This window comes from Curvibacter sp. T50 (assembly GCF_057219955.1).
Genome location: NZ_JBXVVU010000001.1, coordinates 1,079,511 through 1,100,118, shown reverse-complemented (window position 1 = coordinate 1,100,118; position 20,608 = coordinate 1,079,511). Strand labels below are relative to the sequence as shown.

Annotated in this window: 17 protein-coding genes and 3 tRNA genes; 16 read left to right on the top strand and 4 right to left on the bottom strand. The window is 61.3% G+C overall.

Going from position 1 to position 20,608, the window contains the following annotated elements:
- Positions 1 to 5 precede the first annotated feature (5 nt).
- From tig to AC2EBU_RS05190, 10 genes are all read left to right on the top strand, one after another.
- On the top strand, positions 6 to 1,316 hold the full coding sequence (gene tig / locus AC2EBU_RS05235) for a trigger factor (RefSeq protein ID WP_484609304.1): 1,311 nt from the start codon (positions 6 to 8) through the stop codon (positions 1,314 to 1,316).
- Positions 1,317 to 1,440: 124 nt separating this feature from the next.
- The gene (gene clpP / locus AC2EBU_RS05230) at positions 1,441 to 2,049 is read left to right on the top strand and encodes an ATP-dependent Clp endopeptidase proteolytic subunit ClpP (protein ID WP_484609303.1); all 609 of its coding nucleotides are present in this window, start codon (positions 1,441 to 1,443) and stop codon (positions 2,047 to 2,049) included.
- An 89-nt stretch (positions 2,050 to 2,138) separates the two neighbouring features.
- Positions 2,139 to 3,404 (top strand): ATP-dependent Clp protease ATP-binding subunit ClpX, encoded by a 1,266-nt coding sequence (gene clpX, locus AC2EBU_RS05225; RefSeq protein ID WP_484609302.1) that lies wholly within the window; start codon positions 2,139 to 2,141, stop codon positions 3,402 to 3,404.
- 123 nt (positions 3,405 to 3,527) lie between these two features.
- Positions 3,528 to 5,951: an endopeptidase La gene (gene lon, locus AC2EBU_RS05220; protein WP_484609301.1), complete on the top strand. Its 2,424-nt coding sequence runs from the start codon at positions 3,528 to 3,530 to the stop codon at positions 5,949 to 5,951.
- A 109-nt stretch (positions 5,952 to 6,060) separates the two neighbouring features.
- Positions 6,061 to 6,136, top strand: a tRNA-Gly gene (locus tag AC2EBU_RS05215).
- A gap of 82 nt (positions 6,137 to 6,218) precedes the next feature.
- Positions 6,219 to 6,292: transfer RNA gene (locus tag AC2EBU_RS05210), tRNA-Cys, on the top strand.
- 69 nt (positions 6,293 to 6,361) lie between these two features.
- Positions 6,362 to 6,454: transfer RNA gene (locus AC2EBU_RS05205), tRNA-Leu, on the top strand.
- Between the two features lie 14 nt (positions 6,455 to 6,468).
- A complete protein-coding gene (locus AC2EBU_RS05200; RefSeq protein WP_484609300.1) occupies positions 6,469 to 7,107 on the top strand; it encodes a DUF6806 family protein in 639 nt (212 codons plus the stop codon).
- Positions 7,108 to 7,189: 82 nt separating this feature from the next.
- The gene (locus AC2EBU_RS05195; RefSeq protein WP_484609299.1) at positions 7,190 to 8,503 is read left to right on the top strand and encodes an MFS transporter; all 1,314 of its coding nucleotides are present in this window, start codon (positions 7,190 to 7,192) and stop codon (positions 8,501 to 8,503) included.
- Positions 8,496 to 9,047 (top strand): M48 metallopeptidase family protein, encoded by a 552-nt coding sequence (locus AC2EBU_RS05190; protein ID WP_484609298.1) that lies wholly within the window; start codon positions 8,496 to 8,498, stop codon positions 9,045 to 9,047. Before AC2EBU_RS05195 ends, AC2EBU_RS05190 begins: the two co-directional genes overlap by 8 nt.
- A gap of 23 nt (positions 9,048 to 9,070) precedes the next feature.
- On the opposite strand, the gene murI is transcribed toward AC2EBU_RS05190, so the two are convergent.
- The 3 genes from murI to AC2EBU_RS05175 form a co-directional block, all read right to left on the bottom strand.
- On the bottom strand, positions 9,071 to 9,922 hold the full coding sequence (gene murI, locus AC2EBU_RS05185) for a glutamate racemase (RefSeq protein WP_484609297.1): 852 nt from the start codon (positions 9,920 to 9,922) through the stop codon (positions 9,071 to 9,073).
- 28 nt (positions 9,923 to 9,950) lie between these two features.
- Positions 9,951 to 11,504 carry a fumarate hydratase gene (locus AC2EBU_RS05180; RefSeq protein WP_484609296.1) on the bottom strand — a complete coding sequence of 518 codons (1,554 nt, stop codon included), beginning with the start codon at positions 11,502 to 11,504 and terminating at the stop codon, positions 9,951 to 9,953.
- 115 nt (positions 11,505 to 11,619) lie between these two features.
- Entirely contained in the window at positions 11,620 to 12,225 is a 606-nt protein-coding gene (locus tag AC2EBU_RS05175; RefSeq protein WP_484609295.1) for a YqhA family protein, read from the bottom strand.
- Between the two features lie 164 nt (positions 12,226 to 12,389).
- Between AC2EBU_RS05175 and acs the strand changes: the two genes are divergently transcribed.
- Entirely contained in the window at positions 12,390 to 14,372 is a 1,983-nt protein-coding gene (gene acs / locus AC2EBU_RS05170) for an acetate--CoA ligase (RefSeq protein WP_484609294.1), read from the top strand.
- Positions 14,373 to 14,464: 92 nt separating this feature from the next.
- Here acs and AC2EBU_RS05165 read toward each other — a convergent pair whose 3' ends face one another.
- On the bottom strand, positions 14,465 to 14,770 hold the full coding sequence (locus AC2EBU_RS05165; RefSeq protein ID WP_484609293.1) for a c-type cytochrome: 306 nt from the start codon (positions 14,768 to 14,770) through the stop codon (positions 14,465 to 14,467).
- Positions 14,771 to 14,876: 106 nt separating this feature from the next.
- Between AC2EBU_RS05165 and AC2EBU_RS05160 the strand changes: the two genes are divergently transcribed.
- From AC2EBU_RS05160 to AC2EBU_RS05140, 5 genes are all read left to right on the top strand, one after another.
- Positions 14,877 to 15,119: a TIGR04438 family Trp-rich protein gene (locus tag AC2EBU_RS05160; RefSeq protein WP_484609292.1), complete on the top strand. Its 243-nt coding sequence runs from the start codon at positions 14,877 to 14,879 to the stop codon at positions 15,117 to 15,119.
- 138 nt (positions 15,120 to 15,257) lie between these two features.
- The gene (gene ilvD, locus AC2EBU_RS05155; protein WP_484609291.1) at positions 15,258 to 17,114 is read left to right on the top strand and encodes a dihydroxy-acid dehydratase; all 1,857 of its coding nucleotides are present in this window, start codon (positions 15,258 to 15,260) and stop codon (positions 17,112 to 17,114) included.
- A gap of 188 nt (positions 17,115 to 17,302) precedes the next feature.
- Entirely contained in the window at positions 17,303 to 18,799 is a 1,497-nt protein-coding gene (boxB, locus tag AC2EBU_RS05150) for a benzoyl-CoA 2,3-epoxidase subunit BoxB (protein ID WP_484609290.1), read from the top strand.
- 45 nt (positions 18,800 to 18,844) lie between these two features.
- Positions 18,845 to 19,666 (top strand): prolipoprotein diacylglyceryl transferase, encoded by an 822-nt coding sequence (gene lgt, locus AC2EBU_RS05145; RefSeq protein WP_484609289.1) that lies wholly within the window; start codon positions 18,845 to 18,847, stop codon positions 19,664 to 19,666.
- 230 nt (positions 19,667 to 19,896) lie between these two features.
- Complete coding sequence (locus AC2EBU_RS05140; protein WP_484609288.1) at positions 19,897 to 20,586, top strand: GntR family transcriptional regulator; 690 nt, start codon at positions 19,897 to 19,899, stop codon at positions 20,584 to 20,586.
- Positions 20,587 to 20,608: the final 22 nt, after the last annotated feature.

Here is a 20,608-nt window from a genome sequence, read left to right as displayed (position 1 = left end):
ACACCATGGCTGTTACTGTTGAAACGCTCGAAAAACTTGAACGCAAGATGACGCTGACCCTTCCGGTCACGGACATCCAGAACGAGGTCCAGGCCCGTCTGCGCAAGCTGGCGCGTACCGTCAAGATGGATGGTTTCCGCCCCGGCAAGGTGCCGCTCAATGTCGTCGCCCAGCGTTACGGTTATTCGGTGCACTACGAGGTGATGAACGACAAGGTCGGTGAAGCATTTGCCTCGGCCGCCAATGAGGCCCAATTGCGGGTTGCCGGTCAGCCCCGAATCAGCGAGAAGGACGGCGCCGAAGAGGGGCAAATGGCGTTCGACGCCATTTTCGAGGTGTACCCGGACGTCACGATCGGTGATTTGAACAGTGCCGAGATTGAACGCGTCTCGGCCGAGGTGTCCGACGCGGCGATCGATCGCACCATCGAAATCCTGCGCAAGCAGCGTCGGACTTTCGCCCAGCGTGCCCATGACCAGGCGGCACAGGATGGTGATCGGGTCACAGTGGACTTCGAGGGCAAGATCGACGGCGAAGCCTTTGCCGGAGGCAAAGCGGAGGACTTCCAGTTCCACGTCGGCGAAGGCCAGATGCTCAAGGAGTTCGAAGACGCCGTGCGCGGCATGAAGACCGGGGAAAGCAAGACCTTTCCGTTGGCCTTCCCGGCGGAATACCATGGCAAGGATGTGGCTGGCAAAACCGCAGACTTCCTGGTCACGCTCAAGAAGCTGGAGGCGGCCAACCTGCCCGAAGTCAACGCCGACCTGGCCCGGGGACTGGGCATCGCCGATGGCACGGTCGAAGGACTGCGCGCCGACATCAAGAAGAATCTGGAGCGCGAGGTGAAGTTCCGCCTCATGGGCCGAAACAAGCAGGCGGTCATGGACGCGCTGATCGCCAAGGCCGAGCTGGATCTGCCCAAGTCCAGTGTCCAGGCTGAAGTGGACCGCCTGATCGAGGGTGCCCGTGCCGACCTCAAGCAACGCGGTGTCAAGGATGCCGACAAGGCGCCGATTCCTGCCGAGCTGTTCCAGGAGCAGGCCGAACGCCGGGTCCGTTTGGGTCTGGTGGTGGCTGAACTGGTGCGTGCCAACAACCTCCAGGCAAAACCGGAGCAGATTCGCGCGCATATTGAAGAGCTGGCCGCCAGCTATGAGAAACCGGCCGACGTGGTGCGCTGGTACTACGGCGACAACCGCCGCATGTCCGAGGTCGAGGCGATCGTGATCGAAAACAATGTGACCGAGTTTGTGCTCGGGCAGGCCAAGGTCACCGACAAGGCGGTGTCGTTTGACGAACTGATGGGTCAGGGCTGATCAGTCGCAGACCTTCTGCCTTTCAGTTCTGATCGAAACAGGGCTTGTGTCGAAGGGCACAGGCCCTATGTTCTTGTCGGGGCTGAAAATTCGTTACAGTCCGTCATTCAATGGAGAACACGCAGTGAGCGCACAGGAAATTTTGGGTTTAGGCATGATTCCGATGGTCATCGAGCAATCGGGGCGCGGGGAGCGTTCGTATGACATCTACTCCCGCTTGCTCAAGGAGCGGGTGATTTTCCTGGTCGGCGAAGTCAATGACCAGACTGCCAATCTGGTGGTGGCCCAGTTGTTGTTCCTGGAAAGCGAGAACCCTGACAAGGACATCTCCTTCTATATCAATTCTCCGGGCGGTTCCGTCACGGCCGGCATGGCCATTTACGACACGATGAACTTCATCAAGCCCGACGTTTCCACGCTGTGCTGTGGGTTCGCAGCCAGCATGGGGGCTTTTTTGCTCGCAGCGGGGGCCAAGGGCAAGCGCTTTTCGCTTCCTAACTCCAAGGTCATGATCCACCAGGTTCTGGGCGGTGCGCGGGGACAGGCGACGGACATAGAAATCCATGCCCGCGATATTCTGCGTACCAAGGACCAGATGAACCGCATCCTGGCGGAGCGGACCGGGCAGCCGCTCGAGAAGGTCCAGCGCGACACCGAGCGCGACTATTTCATGACAGCTGACGAAGCCCGCGAGTACGGCATCGTCGATCAGGTCATTGCCAAGCGCCCCTGATCGGGATGCCTTGTGGCGGCGTTTCTCCCCGGGGAGAACGCCGTTTTGTTTTCGCTATCATTCGTGATCCCAATTGACAGGCGTTGCCCATGGCCGAAAAAAAAGGCTCTTCGTCGGAAAAAACCCTTTACTGCTCCTTCTGCGGCAAGAGCCAACATGAAGTCAAGAAGCTCATCGCCGGCCCGAGTGTGTTTATCTGCGACGAGTGCATTGACCTGTGCAACGACATCATTCGCGACGAAATCCCCGCTGCCGCGGCGGAGTCCGACGGTCGTGGCGATCTCCCGACCCCTGCTGACCTGAAGGCCAATCTCGACCAGTATGTGATCGGGCAGGAGAAAGCCAAACGGACCTTGGCTGTGGCCGTCTACAACCACTACAAACGGCTTCGGCACCGGGAAAAAGGCAAAAAGGACGATGTCGAACTGGCCAAGAGCAACATCTTGCTGATCGGACCGACCGGCTCCGGCAAGACCTTGCTTGCGCAGACCATGGCGCGCATGCTCGATGTTCCCTTCGTGATGGCCGACGCGACCACGCTGACCGAAGCAGGTTATGTGGGTGAAGATGTCGAGAACATCATCTCCAAGCTGCTGCAGAGCTGCAATTACGAAGTCGAACGGGCCCAGAGAGGAATCATCTACATCGACGAAATCGACAAGATTTCACGCAAATCGGACAACCCTTCCATTACGCGTGACGTTTCGGGCGAAGGGGTCCAGCAGGCGTTGCTCAAGCTTATCGAGGGGACGATGGCGAGTGTGCCGCCTCAGGGTGGGCGCAAACACCCGAACCAGGATTTCCTGCAGATTGACACCACCAACATTCTGTTTATCTGCGGCGGTGCCTTCGCCGGTCTGGAAAAGGTGATTGAAAACCGGACGGAAGCGTCCGGAATCGGTTTCGGGGCGAGTGTGCGCAGCAAGCAGCAGCGCTCGATTTCAGATCTTTTCTCCGAGATCGAACCCGAAGACCTCATCAAGTTCGGTCTGATTCCGGAACTGGTCGGACGGATGCCGGTGGTCGCAACCCTTGCCGAACTGACTGAAGAAGCGTTGGTCCAGATTCTTACCGAGCCCCGTAACGCGTTGACCAAGCAGTATGCGAAGCTATTGGCCATGGAAGGGGTGGAGCTGGAAATTCGTCCTTCGGCGCTGAAGGCGATCGCGCGCAAGGCACTGGCGCGAAAAACCGGCGCACGGGGCCTGCGGTCCATTCTCGAACTGGCTCTGATAGACACCATGTTCGAGCTGCCCCACTCGGCGAATGTCGAAAAGGTCGTGATCGACGAGGCCACGATCGAAGAGAACAAGGCCCCGCTGCTGCTTTATCGCGAGGTTGCCCGCAAGGCTTGAAACGCGGGCGCGGGCATTTGCCCGTTGCCCGCAGCTTTTTTCGAACTGCTGACCCGTTGTGCCGGGGCAGGGTTGAAAATACCAGCCCGACAACCATATGACAGGGTCATAGAAAGAATCGCCATGTCCGGAAACACACCGCTGCCTATCGACCCGATCGAACTGCCATTGCTGCCCTTGCGGGACGTTGTCGTCTTCCCGCATATGGTCATTCCGCTTTTTGTCGGGCGCCCCAAGAGCATCAAGGCGTTGGAAGCAGCAATGGCGGCAGAGCGGCGCATCATGCTGGTGGCCCAAAAAACCGCCGCGAAGGATGAACCAGAGATCGGCGACATGTTCGAGGTCGGCTGTGTTTCAACGATCCTGCAGATGCTCAAGCTGCCGGACGGGACGGTCAAGGTATTGGTCGAAGGACAACAGAGAGCCCGCGTGACGCGGATCGACGAAAGCGAGACCCATTTCACTGCCTCCCTGAGCCCGCTCCCGGTCGAGCAGGGGGATCGCGATCCCGAAATTGAGGCCCTGCGTCGTGCGGTCATGCAGCAGTTTGATCAGTACGTCAAACTGAACAAGAAGATCCCGCCCGAAATCCTGACCTCGATTGCCAGCATTGATGATGCGGGGCGCCTCGCCGATACGATTGCGGCCCACTTGCCGCTGAAGCTGGAAAACAAGCAACTGGTCCTGGATCAGGCGGCGGTGAAAGCGCGCCTTGAGAATCTGTTCGGGCAACTCGACCGCGAGGTAGAAATTCTCAATGTCGACAAGCGTATCCGCGGGCGCGTCAAGCGGCAGATGGAGAAGAACCAGCGGGACTTCTACCTGAACGAGCAGGTCAAGGCGATTCAGAAAGAGTTGGGTGAAGGGGAAGACGGGGCCGACATCGAAGAGATCGAAAAGAAGATCAAGGCGGCCCGGATGCCGGCTGCAGGGCGCAAGAAGGCAGAAGGCGAACTCAAGAAGCTCAAACTCATGTCGCCGATGTCGGCCGAGGCGACCGTCGTTCGAAACTATATTGATGTTCTGGTCAACCTGCCGTGGAGCAAGCGAACCCGCATAAAAAACGACCTTTCGTACGCCGAGACAGTCCTCAATGAAGACCACTACGGACTCGAAAAAGTAAAGGACCGCATTCTCGAGTACCTTGCCGTTCAGCAGCGGGTTGACAAGGTCAAAGCGCCCATTTTGTGTCTGGTCGGCCCCCCCGGGGTGGGCAAGACTTCGCTGGGGCAGTCCGTGGCCAAGGCGACCGGGCGGAAGTATGTCCGGATGGCCTTGGGCGGAATGCGTGATGAAGCAGAAATTCGGGGCCATCGCCGCACCTACATCGGCGCCATGCCAGGCAAAGTTCTGCAGAGCCTGAGCAAGGCGGAGACTCGCAACCCGCTGTTTTTGCTCGATGAAATTGATAAGCTGGGTATGGATTTCCGGGGGGACCCATCCAGTGCCTTGCTGGAAGTGCTGGACCCGGAGCAAAACCATACATTCTCCGATCACTATGTCGAAGTGGATTTCGATCTGTCCGACGTTATGTTTGTGGCAACGTCGAATTCCATGAACATTCCGCCCGCCTTGCTCGACCGAATGGAGGTGATTCGTCTCTCCGGCTACACGGAAGACGAAAAAACCAACATTGCCACCAAGTACCTCTTGCCCAAGCAGATGCAGAACAACGGGGTCAAATCCGGTGAGCTGGAGGTAACCGAGGCTGCCGTTCGGGATATCGTGCGCTACTACACCCGCGAAGCCGGGGTGCGGTCGCTCGAGCGCGAGCTCTCCAAGATTTGCCGCAAGGTCGTCAAAGGACTTCAACTGCGCACCCTTCAGCCGGGCGTGGTTGTTGACGCCGAGAACCTGAATGAGCTGCTTGGTGTGCGCAAGTTCACCTACGGGCGTGCGGAGAAGGAAGATCAGGTCGGACAGGTTGTTGGTCTGGCGTGGACGGAAGTCGGTGGGGATCTCCTGACCATTGAGGCTGCAGTCATGCCAGGCAAAGGAGCGATCACGCGTACGGGGATGCTTGGCGATGTCATGAAGGAGTCTGTCGAAGCGGCCCGCACCGTGGTCCGCAGCCGCGCGCGGGGGCTGGGAATCCGTGATGACGCCTTTGAAAAAAAGGATATTCACATCCATGTACCCGATGGTGCGACGCCCAAGGATGGGCCCAGTGCCGGAGCCGCCATGGCGACCGCCCTGGTTTCTACGCTGACGGGGATTGCCGTCAAAGCCGATGTTGCGATGACCGGTGAAATTACGCTTCGCGGTGAAATTACGGCGATTGGTGGTCTGAAGGAAAAGCTTCTGGCTGCGTTGCGCGGTGGAATCCGTACGGTGTTGATTCCTCACGAGAACGTAAAGGACCTGCAGGAGATTCCCGAGAATGTCCGCAACGGCCTTGAGATTGTTCCGGTTCGCTGGTTTGATCAGGTTCTGGAGATTGCACTTTGCGGCAAGCCGGCCCCGCTGCCCGTCGATGACCTTGCCACGCCTGTTGCAACCCCGACGCCTTCGGTGGTCGCGCCGGTGGATGACTCGGTGAAGCATTGATGAGGCTGCTTTTTCCGGAAAGTGACACTGTCGGCGCAAAAGGGCGGAAATTCAGGTTATAATTTCTTTATTGCAGCAAACGATGCTTCGATGTATAGTTTGCGGTTACGCGGGAATAGCTCAGTTGGTAGAGCGCAACCTTGCCAAGGTTGAGGTCGCGAGTTCGAGCCTCGTTTCCCGCTCCAATATTCAGGAAGAAGTGCCAACATCTTCCGCTGAAAGGGAAGCCTAGCTTCCCTTTTTTGTCAGAGAGTTCGCAGAAACCCTGGCGCGGTAGCAAAGCGGTTATGCACCGGATTGCAAATCCGTGTAGGTCGGTTCGACTCCGGCCCGCGCCTCCAGAAATCCCCGGCATCGTTTGGTTGCCGGGGATTTTTTTCAGCATCGGTCCCTGCGACAATTCCTCCACCGCCTCGATGGTGAAACAGGTAGACACAGCGGACTTAAAATCCGCCGCTTGCCCGAAAGGGAGCGTGCCGGTTCGATTCCGGCTCGAGGCACCAGAAGGAACCCCATCATGAGCAGCTACGACGCCCCTTTCGAAATCCATGTTCACGGGGACATCCGCCTGCGCGCCGATGTCGGGTACGACGCGATTCAGGATGCCCTCAAGCCCCTGTGGAAGTACGCGGGTGCTCGCTCTCTGGCCGATGGTGCTGCCAGTGCCTACGAGGAAGAACCGGGCATACGTTTCGATCCGCAAAACCATGTCCTGCAGATTTGCTGGACGGTGTCCGGTGACGAGGATTTCCGCCAGGTTCTCGACGAAATGTGTATGGCGCTCAATGACCTGACCGAAACCGGTGCCGCGATCGAGGTGACCTTTTACGATACCGAGTTCGATGAGGAAGACGAGTCGGCGGAGGAAGAAGCCCGCGACGATTTTGTCCTGCTGTTTGTCGGTCCCACGCCGGCGGCCATCATGCAGGCGCAGCGCGATCTCCTGGTCCAGGACGTCATCAGCCTGATGGAGCGCCATTTCGATGCGAGCGAACTCGGCGGCGTTGTCGGCGAAATCGACCGTTTGTTCAACCAGCGGTTTGATGCTTTGGTCACTTCGCTGGAGTTGGGCAAACCTCCCCGCAGCGGGGGTGGTGGGACTGGCTCCGGCGGTCACGGAGGTGGTGGTGGCCGGCGTCCGCGCCATCTGCACTGAAAGAACGTATCGACCGGGCGGTTGCTCCTGACCGGGTGATTTGGCATTGGTAGGTCAAGGGGCGCAAGGGTCAGGAGACAGCATGGCTTCCCTCGCAAGCGAAGAGTCCCTCAATCCCGGTGTGCAACGCCGTGAAGTGTTTGCCTGGGCGATGTACGACTTTGCGAACTCCGGGTACACCACCGTTGTTCTCACGGCTGTCTTTTCGGCGTACTTTGCCGGTGCTGTCGCTGGCAAGGCTGATTGGGGGCCCCTTGCGTGGTCGGCTGCGTTGAGTGTCTCGTATGCCCTGGTGATGTTGACCATGCCTGGCCTGGGGGCCTGGGCGGACGAACGGGCCAAAAAGAAGCCACTTCTGATGATGGTCACGGCCGGTTGTGTGGTTTCAACCGCGGCGTTAGGCGGGGTGCAGCCGGGCGATGTCTGGCTTGCTGTGGTGTTGATCATTGCTTCCAACCTCTTTTTCTCCTATGGGGAATCTGTTTCGGCCGCCTTTCTTCCGGAGCTTGCTCGCGCGGATGCCTTAGGCCGGGTCAGCGGCTGGGGCTGGAGTTTTGGCTACCTTGGGGGAATGTTGGCCTTGGGCCTTTCACTGGCCTACGTAATCTGGGCGCAAGGACAGGGACAACCTGCCGCGATGTTTGTTCCGGTGACCATGCTGATCACTGCCGCCATCTATGGCCTGGCATCGCTGGTGACTTTTCGTTGGCTCAGGGAGCGAGCCACCCCGAGTCCGCGAGCCGATGGCGACAAGGGCCTTCGCGCCGCCCTTCGCCAGTTGCACGGGACGTTTCGGCAATTGCGTCACTATCCTGATTTTGCTTGGCTGCTGGCCTGCGCGACCGCCTATCAAGGAGGGGTGGCCGTCGCGATCACGCTTGCTGCCATCTATGCGGAGCAGGTGATCGGTTTCCAGCAGCAGGAAACGATGGTGCTTATTTTCGTGCTCAACATTGCCGCGGCGCTCGGGGCATTCGCCTTTGGCTACCTTCAGGACCTGCTGGGTCACAAGCGGACCCTGGCGATCACTCTGGTCGCCTGGGCCGCGACCTGTTTTCTGGCCGCTGCGACCACGACCAAGGCGGGCTTCTGGTGGGCTGCAGCCATTGCGGGCATCAGCATGGGCTCCAGCCAATCCTGCGGCCGAGCGCTGGCCGGCCTGCTGGCGCCACCCCGCCAACTGGCCGAGTTCTACGGCTTGTGGACCTTCGCAACCCGGCTGGCGAGCATCATCGGGCCCTTGGCGTACGGGCTGATCACCTGGGGAACTGGCGGAAACCAGCGGCTGGCGATTGCTTCCACGGCAGCCTTGTTTGTGATCGGTCTCGTCTTGCTGATCCCGATCCAGATTGAGCGCGGCCGCGCCGCAGCACTGGCCGATCCATCGGATGCCTGATCTGTCGGCGTTGTCAGGCTATCCTCCGGAACTGCTCCGACAGGTTGAATCGCTCCTGAGCCAGCCAGATGGCCTGTCCAGTCGTCTGTTGGACCGCTACCCGCATGCCCATGGCCTGCGTTCTGACCGGCAGCTGTACGATTTTGTCGAGCAAGTCCGGGCAAGGCACCTGCGCTCCGCCGGTCGCATCGCAAAAGTGGTCTACGACAGCAAGGTGCAATTGGCATATCAGGCTTTGGGCTTGCACGTTCGGTCCACGAAGGTCCACGGTGCCCAGCTCAAGGCGCGGCACGACATTCGTATCGCAGCGCTTTTTCGTGATGCCCCGCTGCCTTTTCTGTCGATGATCGTGGTGCACGAGCTGGCGCACCTGCGGCATCCGGACCACGACCGGGCCTTTTACCAGCTTTGTGCCCACATGGAGCCTGACTATCACCAGATCGAGCTGGATGTTCGCCTGTACCTGACGCACCTGGCGGCAGGCGGCGGCCCACTTTGGCGAGCGTGGCCCGAGGGCGTGCCAGCGAGCAGCAAGGCGGATTGATCCGCGCGGTGTCCCGAGTGCTGTCAGTTCTTGGCGGGGGCTGTGCCAATCGGGGTGTATTGAACCGAAGCAGAACCGAGTCCTAACCACTGTTGCGCGGCTCGCGCAAGCAGGGAGGGCTCGCCTGTGCTGAGGAATGAGGCACTGCCCGGCTGACCGTGGGGCCTTGCTGGATGGAGGGAGCCGGACTCTTCCAGAAGCCGACGCAACTGACGGGCGACAGGGCGACCCGGCTCCAGCAGACGCACGCCAGGGCCGACGGCGGCCTGAATGATGTCGGCGACCAAGGGGTAGTGGGTACAACCCAGGACCACGGTGTCGATTTCACCCGGTTTTGTGCCAAAAGGGCCAATACCCGTTGTATATCGGTCGATAAGTGCTATGGTTTTTTCGTTATCGGTCGTGACGGTGGCCTGTTCGATCGCTTCGGCCAGGCCATTGCAGGGTTGAAGCCGAAACCGGACCGGGCCTTCCAACGCCGCCAGCAGCCGGTTGAACTTCTCGCTGGCCAGTGTTCCTTGCGTAGCCAGCACCCCGATCACTCCTGTGGTGGTCAGCGACCGTGCCGGTTTGAGGGCCGGTTCCACGCCGACCAATGCCATATCGCCATGCTGGCGCCGCAGCCCCGCAATGGCCGCCGCCGTCGCCGTGTTGCACGCCACGACCAGGGCCTTGATGTGATGGTGGCGGCGCAGGTACGTCAGGATGGACTCGGTACGAGCGATGACATGGGTGTCATCGCGCTCGCCGTAGGGCGCGTGCCCGCTGTCGGCGACGTAGACAAAAGGCTCGGCCGGAAGCTCCGCGCGCAGCGCCTGCAAGATGCTCAGTCCGCCGATGCCGCTGTCAAAGACGCCGACCGGACGGTGATCCATGGGGGTGCGCTGCCGGGCCAACACCACGTCAGGACGTGGCGACGGCAATACCCTTGAATTCCCCGGTGGCAATGCGCCGCTGCCAATCGGCGGGGCCGGTGATATGGGCGCTTGTGCCACCGGCATCGACGGCCACCGTCACCGGCATGTCGACAACATCGAACTCGTAGATTGCCTCCATGCCCAGATCGGCAAAACCAACGACCTTGGCACCTTTGATGGCCTTGGACACCAGGTAAGCGGCTCCCCCGACCGCCATCAGGTAGGCCGACCGGTGGTTCTTGATCGCTTCAATGGCTACCGGACCCCGCTCGGCTTTGCCGACCATGGCAATCAGACCGGTTTTTGCTAGCATCATGTCGGTGAACTTGTCCATGCGGGTTGCGGTGGTTGGTCCGGCCGGACCAACCACCTCGTCGCGGACCGGATCGACCGGCCCCACGTAGTAGATCACCCGGTTGGTGAAGTCGACCGGCAGGGCTTCGCCCTTGGCCAGCATGTCCTGGATGCGTTTGTGCGCGGCGTCACGGCCGGTCAGCATCTTGCCATTGAGCAGAAGGGTCTGACCCGGCTTCCAGCTGGCCACTTCTTCTTTGGTCAGCGTATTCAGATCGACACGTTTGCTGGTTTCCGTATTCGGCGCCCAGTCGACCTTGGGCCAGAGATCCAGGCTGGGCGGATCCAGATACACGGGGCCGGAGCCGTCCATCACGAAATGGGCATGCCGGGTCGCGGCGCAGTTGGGAATCATTGCCACAGGTTTGCTGGCCGCATGGGTCGGGTACATCTTGATCTTGACGTCCAGTACCGTGGTCAGGCCTCCGAGGCCCTGCGCGCCGATGCCCAGTGCGTTGACCTTCTCGTGCAGTTCCAGACGGAGCTCTTCGACCTGAGACAGCTTCTCGCCGCGCGCCGCTTTGCCTTGAAGCTCGTACATGTCGAGCTCGTCCATCAGACTTTCCTTGGCCAGCAACGCCGCCTTTTCCATCGTTCCGCCGATCCCGATGCCCAGCATTCCCGGCGGGCACCATCCTGCACCCATGGTCGGCACGGTCTTGAGTACCCAATCAACCAGGTTGTCGCTCGGGTTCATCATGATCATCTTGGATTTGTTCTCCGAGCCGCCGCCTTTGGCCGCGACGGTGACGTCCACCGTGTTGCCGGCAACGATCTCCGTGAAGATCACGGCCGGGGTGTTGTCCTTGGTGTTCTTGCGCGCAAATTGTGGATCGTCGACCACACTGGCGCGGAGCATGTTCTCGGCGTAGTTGTATCCGCGGCGCACACCTTCGTTGATGGCGTCGTCCAGGCTTCCGGTGAAGCCCTCCCAGCGCACATCCATGCCGACTTTCAGGAACACGTTGACAATGCCGGTGTCCTGGCAGATCGGGCGGTGACCGATGGCGCTCATCTTGCTGTTGGTCAGTATCTGCGCCATCGCATCCTTGGCGGCCGGACTCTGTTCCTGGGCCCAGGCGCGCGACAGATGTGCGATGTAGTCCGCCGGGTGGTAGTAGCTGATGTACTGGAGGGCGGCCGCGATGGACTCGATCAGGTCGGCTTGCTGGATGGTCGTGGTCATGGTACTTGCAGGCTGGGCGTGTGGAGAGGCCGCTATTTTGACAGCGCGGATGACCCGGACCTGACGCGCAGGACCGGTTATGGAGCCGGACGGCGGGACTGGGGCCGTACCGTGGTCAGTGCGATTTCGACCCGGACGGCGCCGACATCAAACGGTCGGTCATTGCGATGGCGAGCGCACTGAGCAGGAACACGATATGGATGATCGTTTGCCACATCAGCACTTTCAGGTCGTAGTTGGCGGCATTGATGAAGGTCTTGAGCAAATGGATCGAGCTGATGCCGATGATCGCCGTCGCGAGTTTGACCTTGAGAACCGAGGCGTTGACATGACTGAGCCATTCCGGCTGATCCGGGTGGCCTTCCAGATTCATGCGGCTGACGAAGGTCTCGTAGCCGCCGACGATGACCATGATCAACAGATTGGAGATCATCACGACATCGATCAGTGCCAGCACGACCAGCATGATGATGGTCTCGTTCAATGCTGAAATCTGTACGTCGGATTTGTAGCCGATGCTGGTGATCAACGCCTGCAAGGCCTTCTGGCTGCCGAAAACGGCCTCCAGAAGGTGGACCAGCTCTACCCAGAAATGGAAAACGTAAACCGCCTGGGCAAGAATCAAACCCAGATAGAGCGGCAACTGCAGCCAACGACTGGCAAAAATCAGATTCGGGAGCGGGCGCAAAGGGGAGTTGTTGCCGTTATCGGAAGGACGCATGGGTGGTTGGGGGTGGTGAACGGGTGGGCGATTGTAGGGCTGGGCCGTGACGCCGTTCCCGATATCATCGATTTGTAATCTGGCCGACAGTCAGTAGTTTGTAAGAGCTGGAAACGACAGTTCACGGGTTCTTATCCGCCACCCATCTACCTGAGGAGATTCCAATGAGTGCAACATCCGGTGAAGGCGCCGCAAATTTCTATCTGCCCAGCGAAGCGTTTGTCAAGAATGCGACGGTTTCCGGCATGGATGCCTACCATGCCCTGTGCAAGGAAGCCGAAACGGATTACGAAGGCTACTGGGCTCGCCTCGCCCGTGAACTGATCAGCTGGAAAACGCCGTTCACGCAGGTTCTGGACGACAGTAACGCGCCGTTCTTCAAGTGGTTTGCCGACGGACGCCTGAACGCCTCCTACAACTGCCTGGACCGCAATGTCGAACGCGGCCTGGGTGACAAGACCGCCCTGATTTTCGAAGCCGACGGCGGCGAAGTGACGAAGATCAGCTACAAGGACCTGCTGGCCAAGACCTGCCAGATTGCCAACGGTCTCCGCTCCATTGGTATCGGCAAAGGCGACCGCGTCATCATCTACATCTCGATGTCGATTGACGGTGTGGCAGCGATGCAGGCCTGCGCCCGTATCGGCGCGACACACTCGGTGGTTTTCGGCGGATTCTCGGCGCAGTCCCTGCGTGACCGGATTGAAGATACCGGCGCCAAGGCGGTCATCACGGCCGACCATCAGATTCGTGGCGGCAAGCAGCTGCCGCTGAAATCCATCGTCGATGAAGCATTGTCGCTGGGCGGCTGTGACACGGTCGGTAATGTGCTTGTTGTCAAGCGCAGCGGCGCCGAAGTCGCCATGACGGCCGGACGTGACCGCTGGATGGCCGATGTAGTCGCCGGTCAGGCCGACACCTGTGAGCCAGAATGGGTCGAGTCCGAGCATCCCCTGTTCCTGCTCTATACATCGGGCTCCACAGGCAAACCCAAAGGTGTGCAGCATTCCACCGGCGGCTATCTGCTGCATGCCGCGCTGACCACCAAGTGGACCTTCGACCTGAAGGCAGACGACGTGTTCTGGTGCACGGCCGACATCGGCTGGGTGACGGGTCACACCTACATCACCTACGGCCCGCTGGCGCTCGGCGGCACCGAAATCGTTTTCGAAGGTGTGCCGACCTACCCGGATGCCGGCCGTTTCTGGAAGATGATCCAGGACCACAAGGTCAGCATTTTCTACACCGCGCCCACCGCCATCCGTTCGCTGATCAAGGCTGCCGAGTCCAATGACGCCGTGCATCCCAAGAGCTACGACCTTTCCAGCCTGCGCCTGCTGGGCTCGGTCGGGGAACCGATCAACCCGGCCGCCTGGGAGTGGTATCACAAACATGTCGGTGGCGGACGTTGCCCGATTGTCGACACCTTCTGGCAGACTGAGACCGGCGGCCACATGATTACGCCGCTGCCTGGTGCCACACCGATGATTCCGGGTTCGTGCACATTGCCGTTCCCCGGTATTCAGGCGGCGATCGTGGATGAAACCGGCAAGGACGTGCCCAACGGCCAGGGCGGTATTCTGGTGGTCAAGAAGCCGTGGCCTTCGATGATTCGCACCATCTGGGGTGACCCCGAGCGCTTCAAGAAGAGCTACTACCCGGCTGATTTCCAGGGTAAGTACTACCTCGCCGGTGACGGTGCCATCCGCGACGTCAATACGGGCTACTTCACCATCACGGGCCGCATTGACGACGTACTGAACGTTTCCGGGCACCGCATGGGCACGATGGAAATCGAATCGGCCTTGGTGTCCTGCACCGAACTGGTGGCTGAAGCGGCGGTGGTCGGTCGCCCGGACGATACGACCGGGGAAGCCATCTGCGCCTTCGTGGTGCTCAAGCGCCCGCGCCCCACCGGGGACGAAGCCAAGGCGATCGCCAAGCAGCTGCGTGACCATGTCGGCAAGGAAATCGGCCCGATCGCCAAGCCCAAAGACATCCGCTTTGGCGAAAACCTGCCCAAAACCCGTTCGGGCAAGATCATGCGCCGTCTGCTGCGCTCGATTGCCAAGAACGAGGCCATCACGCAGGATACCTCGACGCTGGAAAACCCGGCGATCCTGGAGCAACTGGGCGAAAACTACTGATAGCCTGGCGGCGGGCTCGTCCCGCCGGCCTGTGCGCAGGCCAAAGAAAAAGCCCGCAGAAGCGGGCTTTTTGCTTTGTGCGAATGCGCAGATTATTTGGCGGCAAGCACCCAGGCAGCCAGCTTCTTGGCTTCCGCTTCGCTGACCTGCGGGTTGGCGGGCATCGGCACCGCACCCCAGACGCCGGAACCACCCTTGACAATCTTGGCAGCCAGCTTGTCGGCGGCGGTTTTGTCGGCCTTGTATTTGGCAGCGACTTCCTTGTAAGCCGGGCCGACGAGCTTCTTGTCAACCGCGTGGCAAGCCATGCAGTTTTTGGCCTTGGCCAGAGCTTCGTCGGCCAGAACGGGGGTGGCAACCGTGACAGCGGCAGCCAGAACAAACAGAGCGCGTTTCATCGTGATTTCCTTTTGGGGTTGGGGTACAGTAGTCTGAACGCAATTGTAGTGTTGCCGGTTGACGTGGACTTGACGTTTGCCCGGGGATGCTGCTTCGGAGACCGCCATGTATTTGCTGGGTATCGGAGTCATACTTTTGTTGCTGAAGGTGTTGGAGGTCGCGCCCGTTGCCGGCTGGCATTGGGCGTGGATCCTCACGCCTTTCGGGCTGGCAGCGGCCTGGTGGGCGGTGGCCGACGCCACAGGCTACAGCAAACGCAAGGCGATGGAAGCCATGGAGAAACGCAAGCAGGATCGGATCGAGAAGCAGCGCGAATCTCTGGGCATCGCGCCACGCAAACGTCGTTGACATTTCAGTGGGCGGTTTCGCCGGGCCAAGCCGCGCGGCGAAGCCCGCTCAGTCGGAGGGGCTTCGTCGACAAGAAGAGGGCTGCGCGATAATCCGAGCGCGTTTTCTTCCCTCCCGGACTTGTCAAGGCTCCTGAACATGCCCCAATACCGCTCCAAGACCTCCACCGCCGGCCGCAACATGGCGGGCGCCCGTGCGCTGTGGCGCGCCACCGGCATGAAGGATGGCGACTTCAGCAAGCCCATCATCGCCGTAGTCAACTCCTTCACCCAGTTCGTGCCGGGTCATGTGCACCTCAAGGACCTGGGGCAGTTGGTCGCCCGCGAAATCGAGGCGGCGGGCGGTGTGGCCAAGGAGTTCAACACCATCGCCGTCGATGACGGCATCGCGATGGGCCACGACGGCATGCTGTATTCGCTGCCCAGCCGCGACGTCATCGCCGACAGCGTGGAATACATGGTCAACGCCCACTGCGCGGACGCCATGGTGTGCATCTCCAACTGCGACAAGATCACGCCCGGCATGCTGATGGCTGCGATGCGCCTGAACATCCCGGTGGTGTTTGTCTCTGGCGGCCCCATGGAGGCCGGCAAGGTGCGCCTGGCCAACCCGGCCACGCAGACCATCGAGTTCAAGAAGCTGGACCTGATCGACGCCATGGTGATGGCCGCCGACGACAAGGTCAGCGACGCCGACTTGGCCGAAGTGGAGCGTTCCGCGTGCCCGACCTGTGGCTCCTGCTCCGGCATGTTCACCGCCAACTCGATGAACTGCCTGACCGAAGCGCTGGGCCTCTCGTTGCCGGGCAATGGCACGGTGGTGGCCACCCATGCCGACCGGGAGCAGCTGTTCAAACGCGCCGGGCGCCTGGCGGTCGAGTTGTGCCAGCGGTATTACGAGCAGGACGACACCAGCATCCTGCCGCGGTCCATGGGTTTCAAGGCGTTCGAGAACGCCATCGCCCTCGATATCGCCATGGGCGGCTCGACCAACACCATTTTGCACATCCTGGCGATTGCGCAGGAGGCGGAGATCAACTTCACCATGGCCGACATCGACCGCATGTCCAGGCTCGTGCCGCAGTTGTGCAAGGTGGCGCCCAATACCAACAAGTACCACATTGAAGACGTGCACCGGGCCGGTGGCATCATGGGCATTCTGGGCGAGCTGGATCGCGCCGGACGCCTGCATACCGACGTGCCCACGGTGCACAGCAAGACGATGAAAGACGCGCTGGATGAATGGGACGTGGCGCGCAACCCCTCGGATGCCGTCAAGACCTTCTACATGGCCGGCCCTGGCGGTATCCCGACCCAGGTGGCCTTCAGCCAGAATGCGCGCTGGCCCAGCCTGGACACCGACCGCGCCGAAGGCTGCATCCGCTCTGTCGGGCATGCCTTCAGCCAGGAAGGCGGCCTGGCGGTGCTGCGCGGCAACATCGCGCTGGACGGCTGTGTGGTCAAGACGGCCGGGGTGGACGACAGCCTGCTGGTGTTTGAAGGTCCCGCCCACGTGGTCGAGAGTCAGGACGAGGCGGTCGATCACATCCTGAACGACCAGGTCAAGGCGGGCGATGTGGTGATCGTGCGTTATGAGGGCCCGAAAGGCGGCCCTGGCATGCAGGAAATGCTCTATCCCACCAGCTACATTAAGTCCAAAGGCCTGGGCAAGGCCTGCGCGCTGCTGACCGATGGGCGCTTCTCTGGCGGCACGTCGGGCCTGTCGATCGGTCACGCCTCGCCGGAGGCCGCGGCGGGTGGGGCGATCGGCCTGGTCCGCACCGGTGACCGCATCCGTATCGACATCCCGAACCGCACGATCAACGTCCTGGTGTCGGACGAAGAGCTGGCCGCGCGACGGGTGGAGCAGGACAAGCGGGGCTGGAAGCCCGCCCAGCCCCGGCCACGCAAGGTGTCGGCCGCGCTCAAGGCCTATGCCAAGCTGGTGATGTCGGCCGACAAAGGCGCCGTGCGCGACCTGTCGCTGCTGGATTGATCGGCGTTTCGAACTTGAAAAGGGGCCATCGGCCCCTTTTTTTCGTCTCCCGGCGGGGTGAAGGCGCGCGGTCTTTGCGTTGGATCAAACTTTTTCGGGATGGCGTGCATAAAAATGCATGCATTGAAATTCACGAAAAGCAACATAGTGCATTTCACTGGATTCACCCCCGACCATCAGGAGACCCCATGAGCGAACCCACCGAACTTGTTGAAGAAGCCGCCGCCGTCCAGAGCGACGCGTTTGTCGCGGTCAATTACGACGACCGCATTCCGAACAACGTCGATCTGTCCAGCGACAAGCAGCTGCAGCGCGCGCTGGAAACCTGGCAGCCCAACTACGTGGACTGGTGGAAGGAAATGGGCCCGGACGGCTTCCAGGAGGCCGAGGTCTACCTGCGCACCGCCGTGGGCGTGGACCCGAGCGGCTGGGCCAAGTTCGGCCACGTGAAGATGCCCGAGTATCGCTGGGGCATCCTGCTGGCGCCCAAGGAAGAAGGCCGCACCATCCCCTGCGGCCGCCACAAGGGCCAGCCCGCCTGGCAGGAAGTGCCGGGTGAATACCGCTCGCTGCTGCGCCGGCTGATCGTGGTGCAGGGCGACACCGAGCCAGCTTCTGTGGAGCAGCAGCGCTTCCTGGGTGCCACGGCGCCCTCGCTCTACGACATGCGCAACCTGTTCCAGGTGAACGTCGAGGAGGGCCGCCACCTGTGGGCCATGGTCTACCTGCTGGTCAAGTACTTCGGCAAGGACGGCCGGGAAGAAGCCCAGGCGCTGCTGGAGCGACGCTCCGGCCACGAGGACAACCCCCGCATCCTGGGCGCCTTCAACGAGCGCACGCCCGACTGGCTGTCGTTCTTCATGTTCACCTACTTCACCGACCGCGACGGCAAGATGCAGCTGGCCGCGCTGGCGCAGTCCGGGTTCGACCCGCTGTCGCGCAGCTGCCGCTTCATGCTGACCGAAGAGGCGCACCACCTGTTCGTCGGTGAAACCGGCGTCGGCCGCACCATCGAAGCCACTTGCAACGCGATGAAGGCCGCCGGCATCAGCGACCCGTACGACAAGGCCGCAATCCGCAAGCTCGGCGTGGTGGACCTGCCCACGCTGCAGAAGAAGGCCAACTTCCACATGTCGGTCACGCGCGACCTGTTTGGCTCGGAAATTTCCTCCAACGGTGCCGAGGCCTTCAGCTCCGGCCTGAAGGGCCGCTTCAACGAAAGCGCGCTGCAGGACGACCACCAGCTGGAAAACGCCACTTACCCGGTGCTGCGTGTGGTGGACGGCAAGCTGGTGACCGAAGAGGTGCCGGCGCTGCGCTCCATCAACAGCCGCCTGCTGGACGACTACATCGCCGACTGCCAGGGGGGCATTGACCGCTGGAACAAGGTGATCGAGAAGGCCGGTATCGACTTCCGGTTCACCCAGCCGCACAAGGCGTTCAACCGCAAGATCGGCGAGTTCTCGCGGGTGCGGGTGAATCCGGCCGGCGAGATCCTGACCGAGGAAGCCTGGCAGGCCGGGCAGGGCGAGTGGCTGTGCAACGACGACGACTACGCGCACATCAACGCGCTGATGAAGCCCTGCTTCGAGCCCGGAAAATACGCCAGCTGGATTGCGCCGCCCCGCGTGGGCATCAACAACCAGCCGCAGGACTTCGAGTACGTGCGCATCGAGCATTCCTGATCGTGGGGAGTCGGCCCGGCATGGCTTGCGGCACAATCGCAGCCCATGCTGAACCACCCGCAAATTGATCCGGTTGCCCTGCAGATCGGGCCCCTGGCCATCCATTGGTACGGCCTGACCTATCTGGCCGCATTCGGCCTGTTCCTGTACCTGGGCTTTCGGCGTTTGCGTCACCCGCCGTTTGCGACGCTGGCAGGTTCCTCCGCCTGGACTCGCCAGGATGTCGAAGACATGTTGTTCCTGGGCGTTCTCGGTGTCGTCGCCGGCGGACGTCTGGGTTATTGCCTGTTCTACAAACCCGGCTACTACGCCAGCCATCCGCTGGAGATCTTTGCCGTCTGGCAGGGCGGCATGAGCTTTCACGGCGGCATGCTGGGCGTGATGGCGGCGATGGCCTGGTTTGCGCGTTCGCGCAGCAAACCGTTCCTGCAGGTCATGGACTTCGTCGCCCCCTGTGTTCCCACCGGCCTGGCGGCGGGGCGGATTGGCAACTTCATCAATGGCGAACTGTGGGGCCGTGTGGCGGATCCGTCGCTGCCCTGGGCCATGGTGTTCCGGGGTGCCGGCAGTTCGGCCCGGCATCCCTCGCAGATCTACCAGTTTCTGCTCGAAGGCCTGTTGTTGTTTGTTCTGCTGTGGCTGTACGCCCGCAAAGAGCGTGCCCCGGGCCAGGTGGCGGCGGCGTTCCTGGGCGGGTACGGCCTGTTCCGCTTCATCGCCGAGTTTTTCCGTGAACCCGACGCCCATCTCGGCCTGCTCTCGCTGGGGATGAGCATGGGCCAGTGGCTGTGTGTGCCGATGATCGCCGGTGGGGCAGCCCTCTGGTGGTGGTTCGGCCAGCGCGCCGCAGCGCCAGGCGGTCGCTGAGCCCTCCCTTGCGCGCCAGCGGGGTCGTCCCGCCCCCCGTCCGACGGTCCGGACAGGCCGTTTCGGGTGTTTTTGCCCGATACCCAGCGTAAAAAGGTATTTTTACGCTATCGTAAATATAGCGATTTTTGCTTCTCAGGGTTTGTCCTGAGCACGATGCCCTTGCCGCTGCAGTGCAGACTGATCAGAATTACCGGTAATTACAGGAAATTATCACCATCGTTACCCCCATGTCCGTCCACCCCCTCGGTCTCCGTTCGGTTGCGCAATCCCTGCATGATTCGGTTGCGGACCGTCTGCGCGAGCTGATTTTCGATGGCCATCTGGAGCCCGGCAGTTTTGTTGATGAGCCCGCGCTGTGCGAGCGCCTGGCCATTTCGCGCACCCCGTTGCGCGAGGCGCTCAAGGTGCTGACGGCCGAAGGTCTGGTGCGGCATGAGCCCCGCCGGGGCTGTTTCGTCAGCCAGATCACGGAAAAGGATCTGGACGACATCTTTCCGGTCATTGCGCTGCTGGAGGGGCGCTGTGCCCATGAGGCGGCGCTGAATGCCACGGACGCCGATCTGCGGGCCCTCACCAGTCTCCACGACCGGCTGCAGGCGCATGCCCGCGCGGGAGAAATCTCCGAGTACTACGCCGCCAACCTGGCCATCCATGAAGCGATCATCACGCTGGCGGACAACCGGTGGCTGGCCCTGGTGATTGCCGATCTGCGCAAGCTCCTCAAGCTGGCCCGGCTGCAGCAGTTGCATGCACCCGGCCGCCTGGAGCAGAGCCTGGCCGAGCACCTGGCGGTGTTTGCAGCGCTGCAGGCCCGCGATGCCGAGGGTGCCGAGGTGGCGATGCGCACCCACCTGACCCGCCAACGGGCCGCATTGCGTGAGCTGGCCCGCCTGCGGCGCCTGCAGGCGCTGGGCTGAGCCCCAAACCGATGGCGCCGCA